13 protein-coding genes are annotated in these 15,980 nt (G+C 55.7%); 3 read left to right on the forward strand and 10 right to left on the reverse strand.

Annotated features, from left to right (window positions below; translation table 11 throughout):
- Position 1 precedes the first annotated feature (1 nt).
- Together sbmA and QLG09_RS19385 are read right to left on the reverse strand one after the other, a co-directional pair.
- On the reverse strand, positions 2–1,222 hold the full coding sequence (sbmA, locus tag QLG09_RS19380; protein WP_049022711.1) for a peptide antibiotic transporter SbmA: 1,221 nt from the start codon (positions 1,220–1,222) through the stop codon (positions 2–4).
- Positions 1,223–1,333: 111 nt separating this feature from the next.
- The gene (locus QLG09_RS19385) at positions 1,334–1,867 is read right to left on the reverse strand and encodes an isochorismatase family protein (protein ID WP_025205011.1); all 534 of its coding nucleotides are present in this window, start codon (positions 1,865–1,867) and stop codon (positions 1,334–1,336) included.
- Positions 1,868–2,071: 204 nt separating this feature from the next.
- Here QLG09_RS19385 and ampH point away from each other — a divergent pair, with 204 nt between their 5' ends.
- Positions 2,072–3,238 carry a D-alanyl-D-alanine-carboxypeptidase/endopeptidase AmpH gene (gene ampH, locus QLG09_RS19390; protein ID WP_020885249.1) on the forward strand — a complete coding sequence of 389 codons (1,167 nt, stop codon included), beginning with the start codon at positions 2,072–2,074 and terminating at the stop codon, positions 3,236–3,238.
- Here ampH and QLG09_RS19395 read toward each other — a convergent pair.
- Positions 3,235–3,858, reverse strand: a complete 624-nt coding sequence (locus QLG09_RS19395) for a helix-turn-helix domain-containing protein (RefSeq protein WP_014168808.1) — start codon at positions 3,856–3,858, stop codon at positions 3,235–3,237. The two genes, ampH and QLG09_RS19395, sit on opposite strands and share 4 nt — an antisense overlap.
- A gap of 91 nt (positions 3,859–3,949) precedes the next feature.
- Positions 3,950–6,724, reverse strand: a complete 2,775-nt coding sequence (locus tag QLG09_RS19400) for an autotransporter outer membrane beta-barrel domain-containing protein (protein WP_282489290.1) — start codon at positions 6,722–6,724, stop codon at positions 3,950–3,952.
- A gap of 448 nt (positions 6,725–7,172) precedes the next feature.
- On the opposite strand from QLG09_RS19400, the gene hemB reads away from it, so the two are divergent.
- A complete protein-coding gene (gene hemB, locus QLG09_RS19405) occupies positions 7,173–8,147 on the forward strand; it encodes a porphobilinogen synthase (protein WP_020885251.1) in 975 nt (324 codons plus the stop codon).
- Between the two features lie 132 nt (positions 8,148–8,279).
- Positions 8,280–9,980, forward strand: coding sequence for a lysophospholipid acyltransferase family protein (locus QLG09_RS19410; protein ID WP_020885252.1), 1,701 nt, complete (start codon positions 8,280–8,282; stop codon positions 9,978–9,980).
- A 44-nt stretch (positions 9,981–10,024) separates the two neighbouring features.
- Here QLG09_RS19410 and tauD read toward each other — a convergent pair whose 3' ends face one another.
- The 6 genes from tauD to mmuP all read right to left on the reverse strand — a co-directional run bounded on the left by tauD (position 10,025) and on the right by mmuP (position 15,953).
- A complete protein-coding gene (tauD, locus tag QLG09_RS19415; RefSeq protein WP_014168804.1) occupies positions 10,025–10,876 on the reverse strand; it encodes a taurine dioxygenase in 852 nt (283 codons plus the stop codon).
- The gene (gene tauC / locus QLG09_RS19420; RefSeq protein WP_014168802.1) at positions 10,873–11,700 is read right to left on the reverse strand and encodes a taurine ABC transporter permease TauC; all 828 of its coding nucleotides are present in this window, start codon (positions 11,698–11,700) and stop codon (positions 10,873–10,875) included. Before tauC ends, tauD begins: the two co-directional genes overlap by 4 nt.
- Positions 11,697–12,464 carry a taurine ABC transporter ATP-binding subunit gene (gene tauB / locus QLG09_RS19425; protein ID WP_282489291.1) on the reverse strand — a complete coding sequence of 256 codons (768 nt, stop codon included), beginning with the start codon at positions 12,462–12,464 and terminating at the stop codon, positions 11,697–11,699. Before tauB ends, tauC begins: the two co-directional genes overlap by 4 nt.
- A gap of 10 nt (positions 12,465–12,474) precedes the next feature.
- Positions 12,475–13,437 (reverse strand): taurine ABC transporter substrate-binding protein, encoded by a 963-nt coding sequence (gene tauA, locus QLG09_RS19430; RefSeq protein ID WP_282489293.1) that lies wholly within the window; start codon positions 13,435–13,437, stop codon positions 12,475–12,477.
- A 196-nt stretch (positions 13,438–13,633) separates the two neighbouring features.
- Positions 13,634–14,566, reverse strand: coding sequence for a homocysteine S-methyltransferase (gene mmuM, locus QLG09_RS19435; protein WP_047355623.1), 933 nt, complete (start codon positions 14,564–14,566; stop codon positions 13,634–13,636).
- Positions 14,553–15,953, reverse strand: a complete 1,401-nt coding sequence (gene mmuP / locus QLG09_RS19440; protein WP_025205021.1) for an S-methylmethionine permease — start codon at positions 15,951–15,953, stop codon at positions 14,553–14,555. The genes mmuM and mmuP overlap by 14 nt, the downstream gene beginning before the upstream one ends.
- Positions 15,954–15,980 lie beyond the last annotated feature (27 nt).

The raw sequence follows: 15,980 nt of genomic DNA on the forward strand, positions 1-15,980 counted from the left end.
ATTAGCTAAATGTATTGGTGACTTCCTGCAGTTCCTGGCCGTCCAGCTCACGCTCAAAGCTGCGTAAACGTTTATAGATGGACATCAGTTCCACCAGCGTGGTCCAGGAGCTGATCAGATACTGGAATGAGCCACGCACCTGACCAAAAACGTTAGTTATCTGGGTCATCAGGCCGAGCGTAATCGTACCCGCAACGATGGACGGGAACAGCAGGAACAAACCGAAAACGTTATCGACCTGCAGATACAAAATGCGCGCAATATTGAAATACATATAGTGGAAGTAGAGACGGAAATAGTTGCGACGCACGGCACCAAACAGCTCGCGTACGGTTGGTGGTGAGGCGCGGTTAGCATCATCTTCACCGTAGACCAGCTCTTTACGATAAGCCGCTTCCACGCGTTGATTTTTAAACTCCAGCCCCGGCAGCTTAATCCCGACCACCGCCAGCAGCCCCGTCCCCATCAGAGACCAGACAATCGCCGCAATCACCAGCCCATACGGCAGATGACCGACAACAGGCAGATCCGGCACGTGAGCCGAGAGCGTCACCAGCACCGGCAGGAAGGCAATCAACGTCATGATGGCGTTGATAAAGCTGACGCCCATGTCTTCAAGGGTGGAGGCAAAACGCATGGTGTCTTCCTGCACACGCTGTGCTGCACCTTCGATATGACGCAGGTGTTGCCAGTGCGCCATATAGTGTTCGTTCATCGCGGTACGCCAGCGGAAAACGTAGTGGCTGACGAAGAAGTTGTTCATCACCCCGATCACCACCGCAATCAATGCGATACCGAGGAAAATGCCCACCTCATGGTAAAACTGGTTAATGGTTACCTTATGCGGCGAACTCAGCGCGGTCTGGATAAGGTCGTAGAACGGCGCATACCAGGCGTTTACTGCCACCCCCACTTCCACCAGGAACCAGGTGACAAAGATAATCAGCGAGGTTCCCAGAATCGACCAGTATTGCCAGCGGTGCGGCGCATAGACAAACCAGAACAGGGCAAACAGGCCAACGCATACCATGTAGTAGGCGTAAAACAGCAGATAGCTAAGCGACCAGAAGCGAGCGGCGCTGATCGGGACGTCACCCATTGCACCCGTAATGCGGGCCAGCCACGCCCCGCCGCCAGCCTGCCAGAAAATGACAGCGATCAGTGCCCAAATAAATGCCGACAGGAAAAAAGGCCCCGGCTTTGGGAAAAAAGACTTAAACATAATGCATCCTTCTTGTTGTTATGGCTGTTGCTGTGCTCAACACATCACCACACGAAAATCTCGCCTGAGCCAGACGGCGCAGGCAAAAAGGTCAGACCCGAGGGTTAATTATTAGTTCGCTTTCCAGTTTTCGAGAATTGTTTCGGTGCGTTTCACCGCGAGAGGATTGGCCGGCGCAATAAAGTCACGCCAGACGTCGTTGTAATGGTTAATCAGAATCGGCGCGTCGGCTGCCGGACGATTAGCCGTGGTATGGGCATCTTCCGCCACGGTAATGTGATAGCCACGGCTGACCCCGTTCTTGATGGTCGCGTCGACACAGTAATCGGTGGCACAGCCGCAGATGACAAACTCGCGAATACCTTGCTCGCGCAACACCGCTTCAAGTGCGGTGTTATAAAATGCATCGCAGGCAGTCTTGGTGACGTAAAGCGCGTCAGCGGGCTGATGGAGTTCAGGCAGCAGCGCAAACCCTTCGCTCCCCTCTTCCAGACCGCCTTCACCGGTATGCTGAATAAAAATCACCCGTTCGGCGGCCTGCGTGAGCTGATTGATAAGCGAAACACATTTTTCGCGTTGGTAACGCGGCGTTGCAAACACCCCTTGCTGCATATCGACAACCATAACCACACGCTTCACTGACATATCGTTCTCCGCAAGATTGAGTGACACTGGCCTCTATCATACGGCCGATGTCACAAAATGGGAGACTGGTCGCCAGGAAATTATGCTTATTTACCCATGGTTACGTTTTTCTCGCTATCGTTATGCAATTCGGGGCATTGCACCGTGCGCTTTAGTAGTATAAATACCCATTACTTTTCTCATTCAATTCATGGATGCTTTTCGTTGAAACGTTGTCTGCTCTCTTTTGCCGCGCTGTGTGCGGTGAGCTTCTCCACCGCCCAGGCAGCTCAGCCGCTGACGGCCCCCGTTTTGGCTTCAGATATTGCCGATCGCTACGCGAACCTTATCTATTACGGCAGTGGCGCGACCGGGATGGCGATGGTGGTCATCGACGGCAACCAGCGCGTATTTCGCAGCTTTGGCGAAACGCGACCGGGAAATAACGTTCACCCGCAGCTGGATTCCGTGATCCGCATTGCGTCCTTAACCAAGCTGATGACCAGCGAAATGCTGGTGAAATTACTCGATCAGGGCGTGGTCAAGCTCGACGATCCGCTCAGCAAATATGCGCCGCCAGGCGCACGCGTTCCAACCTATCAGGGCACGCCCATCACGCTGGTAAACCTTGCCACCCATACCAGCGCGCTGCCTCGCGAACAACCCGGCGGCGCGGCGCACCGTGACGTTTTTGTCTGGCCAACGCGCGAACAGCGCTGGAACTACCTGAGCACCGCCACGCTGAAATCGGCACCGGGTTCACAGGCATCTTATTCAAACCTGGCGTTTGACCTGCTGGCAGATGCGCTCTCGACGGCAGCAGGCAAACCTTACCCGCAGCTCTTTGAAGAGCAGATAACGCGCCCGCTCGGCATGAAGGACACCACCTTTACCCCTTCTCCGGATCAGTGCCGACGCCTGATGGTGGCAGAGAAAGGCGCAAGCCCGTGTAATAACACCCTGGCAGCCATCGGCAGTGGCGGGGTCTATTCAACGCCAGGCGACATGATGCGCTGGATGCAGCAGTTCCTCTCATCAGATTTCTATGCGCGCAGTCACCAGGCCGATCGCATGCAGACCCTGATTTACCAGCGTAGCCAGTTGCACCGCGTGATCGGCATGGACGTACCGGGTAAAGCCGACGCGCTGGGCATGGGCTGGGTCTATATGGCACCCAAAAATGGCCGACCGGGCATTATTCAGAAAACCGGTGGCGGCGGTGGATTCATCACCTATATGGCGATGATCCCGCAGTCCAACGTGGGCGCGTTTGTGGTCGTCACCCGCTCTCCAAATACGCGTTTCGTCAATATGAGCGATGGCATCAATAACCTGGTGGCTGAGCTGAGCGCCAATAAAGCCCAGGTGCTCACCGCCTCCATCCAGCCTTAATATTCCGTGGGCAAACGGTTGATGCTGACCAGTTTGCCCCGGCTCATATTGATGTAGTTGCCTTGTCGCAAAGCAGCGAGCACTTCGGCAACGACAGAGCGTGAAATACGCGTGCTTTGTTGTATATGATTCATCACACCAATTTTTGAACGCAGCGTTTCATCCCACTCGGCCATATTCAGCAGCATTGCGCGGATCTGGTGATAGGAGTTATTTCCCACCAGCTGCCTGTCGCGTTTGCCCAGAATGTAATTTATCCAGGATAACCAGCAAAATGCGTCTTTCCAGAGCGAATGCTGTTGAATGAGTTGACGGGTGGTCGCCGCGGGCAAATAAAAACCGGTACAGGCCGTTTTGGCAGTGACTCTGTATTCCTGACTGTGATTAATCACTACGGCAGACAGTCCAAAAATAAAAGGGGCTGACGCAATGCCAACCAGCAGATCGTCTGAATGACGATAAACTTCAATAACGCCGGTCTGGAATACGTAGGTACAAGGCTCACTCCCCTTGCCCGAGGTAATTAATTGCTGTGGAGCAGATTTAAACGGGGTACTGGCTGCTATCAAACATGCTTCGAGCCGGCTTAATTCAGAAAGTGGTTTCGCATTAACGTTCATGCAGACCTCAAGACATCCGTATTTGTCGGTTCACTATTATTTTTTATTGTCATCTATAAAAAAGCGGGGGCTTATCCCCCGCTTTTATTTATTACCAGGTATATTTCACACCCAGATTTGCGCCCCAGTTCTGGTCAACGTCACCGCCGCCCAGATAAGTGGCATCAGTGTAAGCACTGAAGTTCTTCGTAAAGCTAAACTGGGTACCCAGACCAACCCGCACCGCGGAGCCTTTCACGCCATTATCAATGCTGTCACCGTTAACATCGGCATCGTTACCAGCGTCGTCATAGACATAAGCGAGTTTGAAGTAAGGCGTAAGTGCCTGGTCACCGCCGTAGTTAAAGGTGTAACCGGCATCCACACCCGCTTCGTAACGCAGGCTGTCATAGGATTGACTATCCATGCGCATGTCGTTGCTGAGGCGATAGTCATCACCGGACTGGAACAGACCCGACACGGCTGCGTATGGCGTCACATAACCAGAGAGGTCTGGTTTCCAGTCATAGCCCAGTTTCAACCCAAAACCAACGGCGTCGGTGGTGGTGTTACCGTCAACATACTGACCATTGCTCATGGTCGCGGAGAGATCGTTGTTGAACCGGGTGTAGCTCAGGGAACTGTCGATGAACAGATCGTTCGCAAATTTCGCGGACGCGTACATCATTGCCGTCTGGCTGTCCTGATCCACCTGACCGGTGCGATCGCTGATATCGCCTTTGGCGAAACCTGCCGCACCACCGACGATCCACTTCGCATTATTACCGTCAATGAGGGTGTCCAGACCAACCATGATACCGCTCACTTCCTGATCGTAGCTGATAACGCCATTATCGCCGTCGAAGTTGCCGCCAACGTAGCTTACCCATGCCCCGCCGTTATCCGCCAGGCCATGACGGCTGTTGGTCAGACGCGCGCTAACTGCATCCTGCTGCAGATTCCAGATGTTGGTGTTAGCAGACGGGATGCTCAGCGCCATGTTGGCATAATCGGTCAGCGCTTGCTGTTGCAGAACAACAGTGTCGCCTTTCTGCTGCGCCTGATAAGTATATGCCCCTAAATCGGCTTTATTTGCCGCAGTGAAGCTGGCGCGGGTCTCCGTGTTGTTGTCATAAACACGGATAATCTCCTGGCCTTTATAGTCAGCAACAGAGCCGGCGCCGGTGGCGTTGTCGATACGCACGGCGTAATTCCCTGCCATGTCACCATTCACGGCCAGATGGCCGTCAGCGTTGAGTGCCACAACGCCGTAGTCGTAATCGGCTTTGCTCATATCATTGGTGATATAGCGGGCGTTGTTCAGATCGCTGTTCAACACGTAATCACGGCTGGCCACGTTCAGCACGCCGCCATCCGTCAACACCATATTGTGCGTATCCACCTGGCCGAGGCCGAGAGACAGCTCCGCACCGTTGTCCACGGTAATGGTATTGGCATACAGCTCCGCGGTTTCCTCTGTCAGGGCCGCACGGCTGTCGCTGTCCAGATAGAGGCTGTCGGTTGCCACGGCACCATTGTCACCGATGTTCAGAGATGAAGCATTGGACAGGGTGATGGAATCAGCCAGCAGGCCCGAGTTTTCAACATTGACCTGCGAATGATTATTCACCGTCAGCGTGTCGATGTTAGAGAGCTTACGGGTATCCCACTCAGAGCCGTTATCCAGCGTGACGTTGAACAGACCGCTCTGATAGACCGCTTCACCCGCGACATGTCCATTATTGTCGAACGTGGAATCCGGCCAGATGCTATCTGGAGAGAGGGTGCGCCAGTCAACGTCACTGTAGCCCAGGCCATACATCTGCGCGGTGCCGATAGCCTCAACGCTGGACTGCGCTGCGCCGACCCATTTGCTGCCATTGGTCAGCGTGACGTCCAGCTTATCGGTGTCATCCCAGCCGTTGGTGGTTGGGTTGTATATACCGTCAGCCGTCGTATCGGTTGCCGGATCGCCGTTCGGGTAGAAGTTGTTATCGAAGGTACTGGAGAACAGGATATCGCCGGTGATCGTGGAGTGATCGAACATGGCGGTGGTCTGCATCGCGTTGTCAGACGCGCTGGCAGCAACAATCAGCGCCGCGTCGTCAGCCGCAGTGGCATTGGTTTCACCGTAATCACTCGGCTTCGCGGTTTGACCATAGAACCCGCTGGTGCCCAGGTCACTGTATGCGCCAGAGGTCAGCACCGAGTCTTTCACCAGCAGCGTGTCGGTAAAGACATTGCTGCTGTTCGCCACACCTTCCACACCGTCATACGGGGTATTATCCCGTTCCTGATACCCCTGAGTCAGGGTAATGCCGGCGATGTGAGAGTTATTCTGAATAACAATATCCGATTCCACATCCAGGGTAATTGCATTGCCCAGCGCATAGGTGTCCAGATAGTGCGTTTCCGTATTTTCCCCGTTCACAACGTTATACGCATAATGCTCGTAAGTATCATTGATCGTGGAGTTATCGACGGTCAGGCTAAAACGGTCGTATTGAGAATGGGTTGTGCCGTCCGTATCCACGCCATCAGCACATGACGCGGTCATGCATTCTGAAGTGATCATGCCATTAATGGTGCTGTTGGAAATGCTCAGCGCATTCGCCCGCCCATTGATACCATCATCCAAATAATAGGTTGATATAACACCATTCACGGTGGATTTATTAATCACCGGATAAATATCACCATCGTGCGTCGCATCAGAGTAATCCCAGTCAGCGTAACCATAATACCAGGGAGCAGCTGCCGTATTATCATATCCGAAGGTATTATATGTCGTACCAGAAATATCCTTCGCATTGGCCTGAGAAGCGATAGCCAGGGTGCAGGCTAATGCAAGTTGTGATACAACCAGTTTCTTTTTCCATGTTTGCATTGGGTCATCCCTCCTCAGGGACGTAAGCAAGTTTGTCCATCTAACGATTTTGCAATACTTAATTGCGGAGGGAATTATGCATTTTCAATCTGAAAAGGTTCAATGAATCATTCCATTAAGTCCGCATTCAGACAAACAACATGAAAATAATGCAGAAGCGATACAATGCCATCAATAATCATTATAAAACAGGCAGTTAAAACACCCCTTATAAAGATAAGAAATATAATAAAAATAAATAGATCATTTTCAATGATATATTTACTTCATCATAGAAATAAAACCAATATTTCGTGAACAATTAACGCAGTGGAAGGGAGGATATTATTGATCGCGTGACGCGTTGGCATCGGGATTTCCCCCTCGACAAAATGCCCACTTTGGTAAAACACCTTCTTTCACTTTGAGGTACACTAACCCTCTTTGTTCCACAAACCTCAGGCATACCATGACCGATTTAATTGCTCGTCCCCGTCGCCTGCGCAAGTCACCCGCACTACGCGCTATGTTTGAAGAGACAACACTGACCTTAAACGATCTGGTGTTGCCGATTTTTGTTGAAGAAGAGATTGACGACTACAAGGCCATCGAAGCCATGCCTGGCGTGATGCGCATTCCTGAAAAGCATCTGGCGCGTGAAATCGAACGTATCGCCAATGCAGGGATCCGCTCGGTGATGACCTTCGGCATCTCCCATCATACCGACGCCACCGGCAGCGATGCCTGGAAAGAGGACGGTCTGGTCGCCCGTATGTCGCGCATTTGCAAAGAGACCGTGCCGGAAATGGTCGTGATGTCCGACACCTGTTTCTGCGAATACACCTCTCACGGCCACTGCGGCGTGCTGTGCGATCACGGTGTGGATAACGATGCTACCCTGCTGAATCTTGGTAAGCAGGCGGTGGTTGCTGCTGCTGCGGGTGCTGATTTCATCGCGCCATCGGCTGCGATGGACGGGCAGGTGCAGGCTATCCGCCAGGCGCTGGATGCTGCCGGTTTTACCGACACGGCCATCATGTCCTACTCCACCAAATTTGCCTCCTCTTTCTACGGCCCGTTCCGTGAAGCAGCCGGTACGGCGCTGAAAGGCGATCGTAAAACGTATCAGATGAACCCACTCAACCGTCGGGAAGCTATCCGTGAATCCCTGCTCGATGAAGCCCAGGGCGCAGACGCCCTGATGGTTAAACCAGCGGGAGCCTATCTCGACATCCTGCGTGATATTCGCGAACGCACCTCGCTGCCGCTGGGCGCGTACCAGGTCAGCGGCGAGTACGCGATGATCAAATTCGCCGCCATGGCGGGTGCGATCGATGAAGAGAAAGTGATCCTGGAAAGCCTGGGTGCGATCAAACGCGCGGGTGCGGATCTGATCTTCAGCTACTTTGCGCTGGATCTGGCTGAGAAGAAAATTCTGCGCTAAGGCGCAACGGTGCCGGGGGGCGGTTTCGCCTGACCCGGCCTGCTCTCCCTGCCTCACGAAACTTCACCAAACTGCAATACAACCGACATCTCCCCCTTCTACTGTCATCGCAAGACGGCAGGAGGAGTGATCATGTTTAGTCTCGATAGCGTTCTCGATGACCTTTGGCCTCAGGCGAGGCCGGCACCCTGGCAAAAAAGTCTGTTAAAAAGGCTGTTTTACGAAGAAGAATTCCAGCAATTTGCCGCAGCACACCGCCACCTGAAAGGACTGGATATGGTGGAGCAAGTTCTGGAGCACCTTGATATTCTCTGCACCGTTTCCGCCCGCGATCTCGAACAAATCCCCGAACATGGCCCTCTGGTTATCATTGCCAACCACCCGACAGGTACTCTGGACGGGCTGGCGCTGATGTACGCCGTCTCACGCGTACGACGCGATGTCAAAGTCGTGACCAACCGGATGCTGACCCACCTGGAGCCGCTAAGCTCGCTGTTTATCCCGGTCGATAATATGGGCGGCAGAACGGCAAAAACGTCGCTGGTACAGATGGAACAACATCTGCAAAACGCGGGCGTGCTGATCTTCTTCCCGGCGGGTGAAGTTTCCCGGCCGACGCGAAAAGGCATTCGCGATAAAAAATGGCACTCGGGATTTATCAAACTCGCCACCAAACTGCGCGCCCCGCTGCTGCCGGTACATATTCAGGCGCACAACAGCCTCCTCTTTTATGCCAGCACGCTGGTGTCGCCGACGTTATCCATGCTGCTGCTGATGCAGCAGATGTTCCGCCGTCGCCATAGCCAGCTGCCGATTACAATCGGTCAGCAGATTGCCTGGAGTGACTGGTATAGCGCCACCCTTTCGTCGCGTGAGATGGCCGAAAAGTGCCGTCAGCACGTGATACGTCTTGGCAAGGGAGTGCCTGGCGTCTTTAAAACCCAGTGCGCCATTGCCCGTCCGGAAGACCGGGCTACGCTAAAACGCGAGCTGGCGCAGGCTGAATGTCTGGGCAAAACCGGCGATGGAAAATCCATCTATCTCTGGCAGCGTAACGGCCAGGAAGAGGCGCCACTGCTACGCGAACTGGGCCGCCTGCGTGAAATTGCTTTTCGCGCGGTGGAAGAAGGGAGCGGTAAACGCCGGGACACTGACAGCTACGATGATGATTATCTGCATCTGATCTTATGGGACGATGAGGATCTGGAGATTGTCGGCGCGTATCGCTTTATGCCCACCGCCAGACAAGTGGAGCGTCGGGGGCCGGAAGGACTGTACAGCTACAGCCTGTTCCACTACGACGACAAAATGCAGGATGTGCTGGAGCACGGCATTGAGCTCGGGCGCAGCTTTATTCAGCCGCGCTACTGGGGACGCCGAGGTCTGGACTATCTGTGGTCAGGCATTGGTGCCTATCTGGCGCGTTATCCCCACTACCGCTATCTGTTTGGTCCGGTCTCGATATCCGGCGGCTTACCGCCTGCCGCGCGGGATCTGCTGGTGGCGTTTTACCGCCTCTGGTTCCCGGCAAGCCATCCGCTCGCGGCGTCACGCCAGCCCTACCCGGCATCGCTTCCGGATGTGCTGGCGCAGTTTGGCGGCGTGGATTATGTCGACGATCTGACGAAGCTGAAATCCCTGCTCGGCAATCTGGGCTGCGGCATTCCGCCGCTCTACAAGCAGTATTCCGAGCTGTGCGAACCGGGTGGCGTACAGTTTATTGATTTCGGAAGCGACCCGGCATTCAACAACTGCGTTGACGGCCTGGTGCTGGTGGATTTGTGTTATCTGAAGGCGAACCGCTATCAGCGCTATATTGAGGCGCATTTGTAACCCTGCTTTCCCCTCTCCCGTCGGGAGAGGGTCAGGTGAAGGCATCAGCCCGCACGGTAAAACGGTTTATCCCCTAAAATCGTCGCCCGCTGCATAATCCGACGCTGCGGCAGATAATCCGCGTTCGCATAGTGTTGCGTCACGCGATTGTCCCAGATCGCCAGATCGTTCTCCTGCCAGCGCCAGCGCACCTGAAATTCCGGCCTGGTGATATGGGCAAACAGGAAGCTTAGCAGCGCATCGCTCTCTTTTTCCGTCACGTCTACGATCCGCGTCGTAAAGCCTTCGTTTACAAATAACGCCTGCTTACCGGTCACCGGGTGCGTACGCACCACCGGATGCAGCAGCGGCGGATGTTTCGCGACCGCGTCCTGCCAGCGCAGATGTTCCTCTTCGCTTTTCCGGTACTTGTACTCCTGGAAGGATTTTTTGAAGTCATGTTCGGCCCGCAACCCGCTCAGCAGCGTCCGGAACGGCACGGACAGCGCCTCGAAGGCGGCGATACCGCTGGCCCACAGCGTATCTCCACCGGTGTCCGGCAACAGCTTCGCCGCCAGTATCGCCCCGGCAGGTGGCGTTTCGATAAACGTCACGTCGGTGTGCCAGTTGTCGTTGTCCGGCGGATTATCGTTATGGGTATCCAGCACGATGATCTCCTCCACGCCTTCCGCATGGGGATAGACCGGGTGAATATGCAGATCGCCGAAGCGCAGGGCCAGCGCACGCTGCTGCTGCGGGGTGATCGCCTGTTCGCGCAGGAACACCACCTGATGGCGCAGCACCGCGTGGTACAACTGCTCGAACTGGTTATCGCTCAGTGGACGGGTCACGTCCAGGCCGGAGACCTGCGCACCAATATATGGCCCCAGCGGGGTGATGGTCAGACGTTCACTCATTGTATTTCTCCATGCCAGGGCGTCAGACGTCGCTGTAGCGCGCGCAACCCCAGTTCTAATCCAAAGGCGATCACGGCGATCACCGCGATCCCTGCCAGCACGACGTCAGTCGCCAGAAACTCTCCCGCCGACTGCACCATAAACCCTAATCCGCGCGTGGCGGCGATCAGCTCAGCCGCCACCAGCGTTGACCAGCCCACCCCGAGGCCAATGCGCAACCCGGTTAAAATCTCCGGCAGCGCGCCCGGTAAAATCACAAACAGCAGCACCTGAAGACGGCTGGCACCAAGCGACTGCGCCGCGCGGATACGCACCTGCTGTGCACTCTTCACCCCAGCCAATGCCGACATAGCAACCGGGGCAAAAATCGCCAGATAAATCAGCAAGATTTTCGAGGTTTCCCCGATGCCAAACCAGATCACCATCAGCGGCAGATAGGCCAGCGGTGGGACCGGACGGTATAGCTCAATCAGCGGGTCGAGAATGCCGCGCACCGTCGGGCTCAGCCCCATCGCGATACCCACCGGGATGCCAATCACTACCGCCGCCAGCAGCGCCACCAGAATACGCGCCAGACTGGCACCTAAATGCTGCCAGAGCGTGGCATCCATAAAACCCTGCGGCCCGGCGATGGTGATGAGTTTCGCCAGCACCTGTCCCGGTGGCGGAAGGAACAACGGGCTAACCCACTGTTGCGCTGCCACTGCCCACCAGACCGCGAGCAATACCAGCAACGTGCCCGCACTCAGCGTGATCTGGCGAGAGAACGGCCAGCGTAACGCGAGACGAGGACGGCGCGTTTTTTCACTGAAGACAATGCTCATGAGAATGCCTCCCGTTGTTCAAATACGCGGCTTAAAACATAATCGCGCTGTTCAATAAACAGCGGATCGGATTTGATACTGCGGACCGGTTCACCGGCCACATAGCGACGGGCAAAGCTGAGCGGCAACCGCTCCAGCACACGACCCGGCCCCGGCGAAAGCAACACCAGTTCGGTCGCCATAAACACCGCCTCTTCGATATCGTGGGTAATCAGCAGTACCTGCTTGCCCGTTTCGTGCCACAGGCGCAAAAGCAGCGTTTGCATCTGCTCACGGGTGAAGGCGTCCAGCGCACCAAACGGCTCATCCAGCAGCAACAGCTGTGGGTTTGCCGCCAGCGCGCGGGCAATCCCGACCCGTTGACGCTGGCCACCGGAAAGCTGCCAGATAAAACGTTTTTCAGCGCCCTCCAGCCCCACCTTTTTTAGCATCTCACGCGCGGTCGCCAGCCGTTGTTCACGGTGAATCCCCGCAAGCTGCAGGCCGAAGGCGACATTTTCCTGCACGTTGCGCCACGGAAGCAGCCCTTCACTCTGAAAGACCACGCCGCGCTCTGCACCCGGACCCTCGACCCGTTTCCCTTCCAGCTGGATGGAACCATGCTGATACGGTACAAACCCGGCGATCAGATTCAGCAGCGTGGTTTTGCCGCACCCGGACGGACCCAGCACGACCAGCAATTCACCGCTGTCCAGCGTCAGGTTGATCTCCTCCAGCACGGGTTTACCGCCGTAATCAGCAGACAGATTTGTAATATTCAGCATCGCTTCCCCCTTATTTCACAAAGCGATCGGTCACGTACTGGCTGTAATCTGTCGCCACCGCAGGCACTTTGCCCTGCTCTTTCAGAAACGTAGCGGTATCGACAATCGCTTTATTGACCGGCCCATTGAGCTGCTGGACCTGTTGTGCAGGCGTGAGATAGGTATTGCCTTTCACCAGCCCCGGCACGTCCGCTTCCGGAACACCGCTCAGGCGCGACAGTTTTTCCAGATTGCCCGTCTCTTTCAGCCACGCATCGGGGTTGCTGAGATAAGGCTGTTGGGCGTCAATGGCGCTTTTAGCAAACGCCTTCACCACCTCTGGGTGTTTCTCCGCGAAGTCTTTACGCACGACCCACACGTCGAGCGTCGGCGCGCCCCACTGCCCCACCTGTTCGGAATCTGTCAGCACGGTGCCGTCTTTTTCCAGCGCATTCACGGCAGGTGCCCAGACGTAAGCGCCGTCGATATCCCCACGCTGCCAGGCGGCAATAATTGCGGGTGGCTGCAGGTTGATGATCTGCACCTGGCCCGGCTTGATGCCCCAGTGTTTGAGCGCCGCCAGCAGGCTGTAATGGGTGGTGGAGATAAACGGCACGGCGATGCGCTTGCCAATCAGATCTTCCGGCCGGGTGATGTTTTTCTTCACGACCAGGGCTTCAGAATTCCCGAGCTGTGACGCCAGCAGGAAAACCTCAACAGGCACCTGCTGGCTGGCAGCCACCGCCAGCGGGCTGGAACCGATATTGCCAATCTGCACATCGCCGGACGCTAATGCGCGCACGACGGCCGCCCCGCTGTCGAATTTACGCCAGTCCACCTTCGCGCCGCTTTCTTTGGCGAAGGTGTTATCCGCCTGCGCAACTTTTGCCGGTTCCGCAGAGGTTTGATACGCGACGGTAACGTCTACCGCCTGTGCCTGAAATGCCAGCAGCGCCAGCGCGCCGAGAAGTGTAATTCGCGATGAAATTGCCATTGTGACTGCTCCCCTTGTTGTTATGAGGGCAGTATTTCCGGCGCAGGAATTTTGATAAAGGAATAAAAAAGAATCGTTAATTCCGATTCGTTTTTAGAAAAAAAGTGGCAAAGGATAGTGAATTTTGTGGGGTTTATTCTGGCTCCCTCTCCCGACGGGAGAGGGATGAAGTGAATGCATCAGACGACACACAGCATCAGCGCTGCGCCTTTAGCTCCGCAATGTCTTTGGGCGTGGTCCGGCAACATCCTCCAATCAACTTCGCCCCGGCCGCCAGCCACTGGGGTAAATAGCCCGCCAGCGTTTCGCAGGCTTCGCCATGGTGATGCCAGGTTTTGGTCACGGCGTCATAATGCTCCCCCGAATTCGGGTAGACCACCAGCGGCAGTGCGGTGAGGCTGTGAAGATGTTTCAGTGCCGCGGTGGTATTTTCCAGCGCGATACAGTTGATCCCCAGCGCCACAATTTGCGGATAGCGTTCCAGCGCAGAAATCACATCGCGCAGCGGCGTGCCGTCGCTGAGGTGCTCGCTGTCACGCAGGGTAAACGAGAACCATCCCCGGGCCCGGGGATACTCGGCCAGAAGCGCCGCCAGCGCCTTGATTTCAGCAAAGGATGGCAGCGTTTCGCAGGCCAGCAGATCTGCCCCGGCATCCAGCAGCGCTTCCACGCGCGGGCGATGGAAATCGGTAAACGCTTCTGCGCTTCGCACGTAGTCACCGCGATACTCAGAACCATCCGCCAGGTATGCACCATACGGCCCAACCGATCCCGCGACCAGCAGCGTGCCTGCATGAGGGTTTTCCGCGAGATACGCTTCGCGCGCCTTACGCGCCAGCTCCACGCTTTTGCCAATCAGCGCACGGGATTGCGCCTCATCCAGGCCTCGTGCGGCAAACCCCGCAGGCGTGGCCTGATAGCTGGCGGTGATCGCCACCTGCGCCCCCGCCCGGTAGTAGTCCAGATGAACGTCGCGGATAAGATCCGGGTTTTCAACCAGCACTTTGGCAGACCACAGGCTGTCTGCAAGATTACAACCGCGCGCTTCCAGTTCCGTCGCCATCGCGCCATCCAGCACCACAAATGGCTGTTTTTCAAGGATGGCGGTAAGCGGATTATTCTGCGACATGTTCAGGCTCCTGCGATGTCATGTTTCGGGTCAGGTAGTAGGCACCATAACACAGGGCAACAAACGGAAGCCCGCAATAAAGGGCAATACGCTGACTCGGGTCAAATGCCAGACCAACACAGGCCACCACGCAGAGGATAAAGCCAAGCACCGGCACCAGCGGATACCACGGCGCGCGATACTGCAGAGCGGAAAGCGGCTGACCAGACTGAAGATGGCGACGACGGAAGACAAAATGCGACGCGCAGATGCTGATCCAGACCGCCACCACAGCAAAGCCTGAGATGGCGGACAGTGCGACAAACACCGTGTCCGGTGCCACCACGCTTGAGAACAGCGCCAGTACGCCGCCAAGCATTGAAACAGAAATCGCCGTCATGGGTACGCCGTTTTTATTAACGCGCGCAAAGCAACGCGGCAGCGTTTTTTCATTCGAGAGCGACCAGAGCATGCGGCCAGAAGCGTACAGGCCCGAGTTCGCCGCCGACAGGATGGCCGTCAGGATCACGAAGTTAAAAATATCAGCCGCGTACGGAATACCGACCTTTTCGAACACCAGTACAAACGGACTTTTTTCCACGCCCGCCTGATGCATCGGGATCAGCGCGGCCAGCACAAACACGGTACCAATAAAGAAGATGATCAGCCGGGCAATGGTGGTACGAATGGCAACCGGAATCACCTTGTGCGGGTTTTCCGTCTCACCCGCCGCGATACCGATAAGCTCTGTCCCGGAGAAGGCGAAGTTCACCGCGACCATGGTCATCAGAATGGGCAGGCCGCCGTGCGGGAACCAGCCTTCGGCGGTAAGGTTGGTTAAGCCCGGCGCGGGAGAACCGTCCTGCATCGGGATAAAGCCAAACACCGCAGCACCGCCAAGAATAATAAAGGCAATAATGGTGATGACTTTCACCAGCGAGAACCAGAACTCGCCTTCGGCAAAGAAGCGCGTGGAGATGACGTTAAGGCCGAAGATCACCACGCAGAACACCACGCACCACGTCCAGACGGGCACCTGCGGGAACCAGTACTGCATACAGAACCCGGCGGCGGTAAAGCTCGACCCGAGCGCCACCGTCCAGGTAAGCCAGTAAAGCCACGCCACGGTATAGCCTGTAGCCGGTCCAAGATAGCGGGCGGCATAGACGTGAAACGCGCCGGTTTCCGGCATCGCAACGGAAAGTTCGCCCAGACACTGCATCACCAGCCAGACCACCAGCGCGCCAATCAGGTACGCCAGCAGCGTTCCCGCGGCCCCGGTCGTTGAAATGATATAACCAGTATTGAAGAATAGCCCTGTCCCAATGACCCCACCCAGCGAGAGCATAATCAGGTGGCGTGTTTTCATGGTGCGCTTAAGCTGCCCATTTTCTTGTTGTGTTTGCATATTACCTTCTATACGTATGGACATCTA

This window comes from Enterobacter sp. V89_11, from assembly GCF_029967775.1.
Classification (GTDB): Bacteria; Pseudomonadota; Gammaproteobacteria; order Enterobacterales; family Enterobacteriaceae; genus Enterobacter; species Enterobacter ludwigii.

Coding starts and splice junctions, on each gene's coding strand:
- sbmA (WP_049022711.1), bottom strand. CDS start 1,222: ATGTTTAAGTCTTTTTTCCCAAAGCCGGGGCCTTTTTTCCTGTCGGCA.
- QLG09_RS19385 (WP_025205011.1), bottom strand. CDS start 1,867: ATGTCAGTGAAGCGTGTGGTTATGGTTGTCGATATGCAGCAAGGGGTG.
- QLG09_RS19395 (WP_014168808.1), bottom strand. CDS start 3,858: ATGAACGTTAATGCGAAACCACTTTCTGAATTAAGCCGGCTCGAAGCA.
- QLG09_RS19400 (WP_282489290.1), bottom strand. CDS start 6,724: ATGCAAACATGGAAAAAGAAACTGGTTGTATCACAACTTGCATTAGCC.
- hemB (WP_020885251.1), top strand. CDS start 7,173: ATGACCGATTTAATTGCTCGTCCCCGTCGCCTGCGCAAGTCACCCGCA.
- QLG09_RS19410 (WP_020885252.1), top strand. CDS start 8,280: ATGTTTAGTCTCGATAGCGTTCTCGATGACCTTTGGCCTCAGGCGAGG.
- tauD (WP_014168804.1), bottom strand. CDS start 10,876: ATGAGTGAACGTCTGACCATCACCCCGCTGGGGCCATATATTGGTGCG.
- tauC (WP_014168802.1), bottom strand. CDS start 11,700: ATGAGCATTGTCTTCAGTGAAAAAACGCGCCGTCCTCGTCTCGCGTTA.
- tauB (WP_282489291.1), bottom strand. CDS start 12,464: ATGCTGAATATTACAAATCTGTCTGCTGATTACGGCGGTAAACCCGTG.
- tauA (WP_282489293.1), bottom strand. CDS start 13,437: ATGGCAATTTCATCGCGAATTACACTTCTCGGCGCGCTGGCGCTGCTG.
- mmuM (WP_047355623.1), bottom strand. CDS start 14,566: ATGTCGCAGAATAATCCGCTTACCGCCATCCTTGAAAAACAGCCATTT.
- mmuP (WP_025205021.1), bottom strand. CDS start 15,953: ATGCAAACACAACAAGAAAATGGGCAGCTTAAGCGCACCATGAAAACA.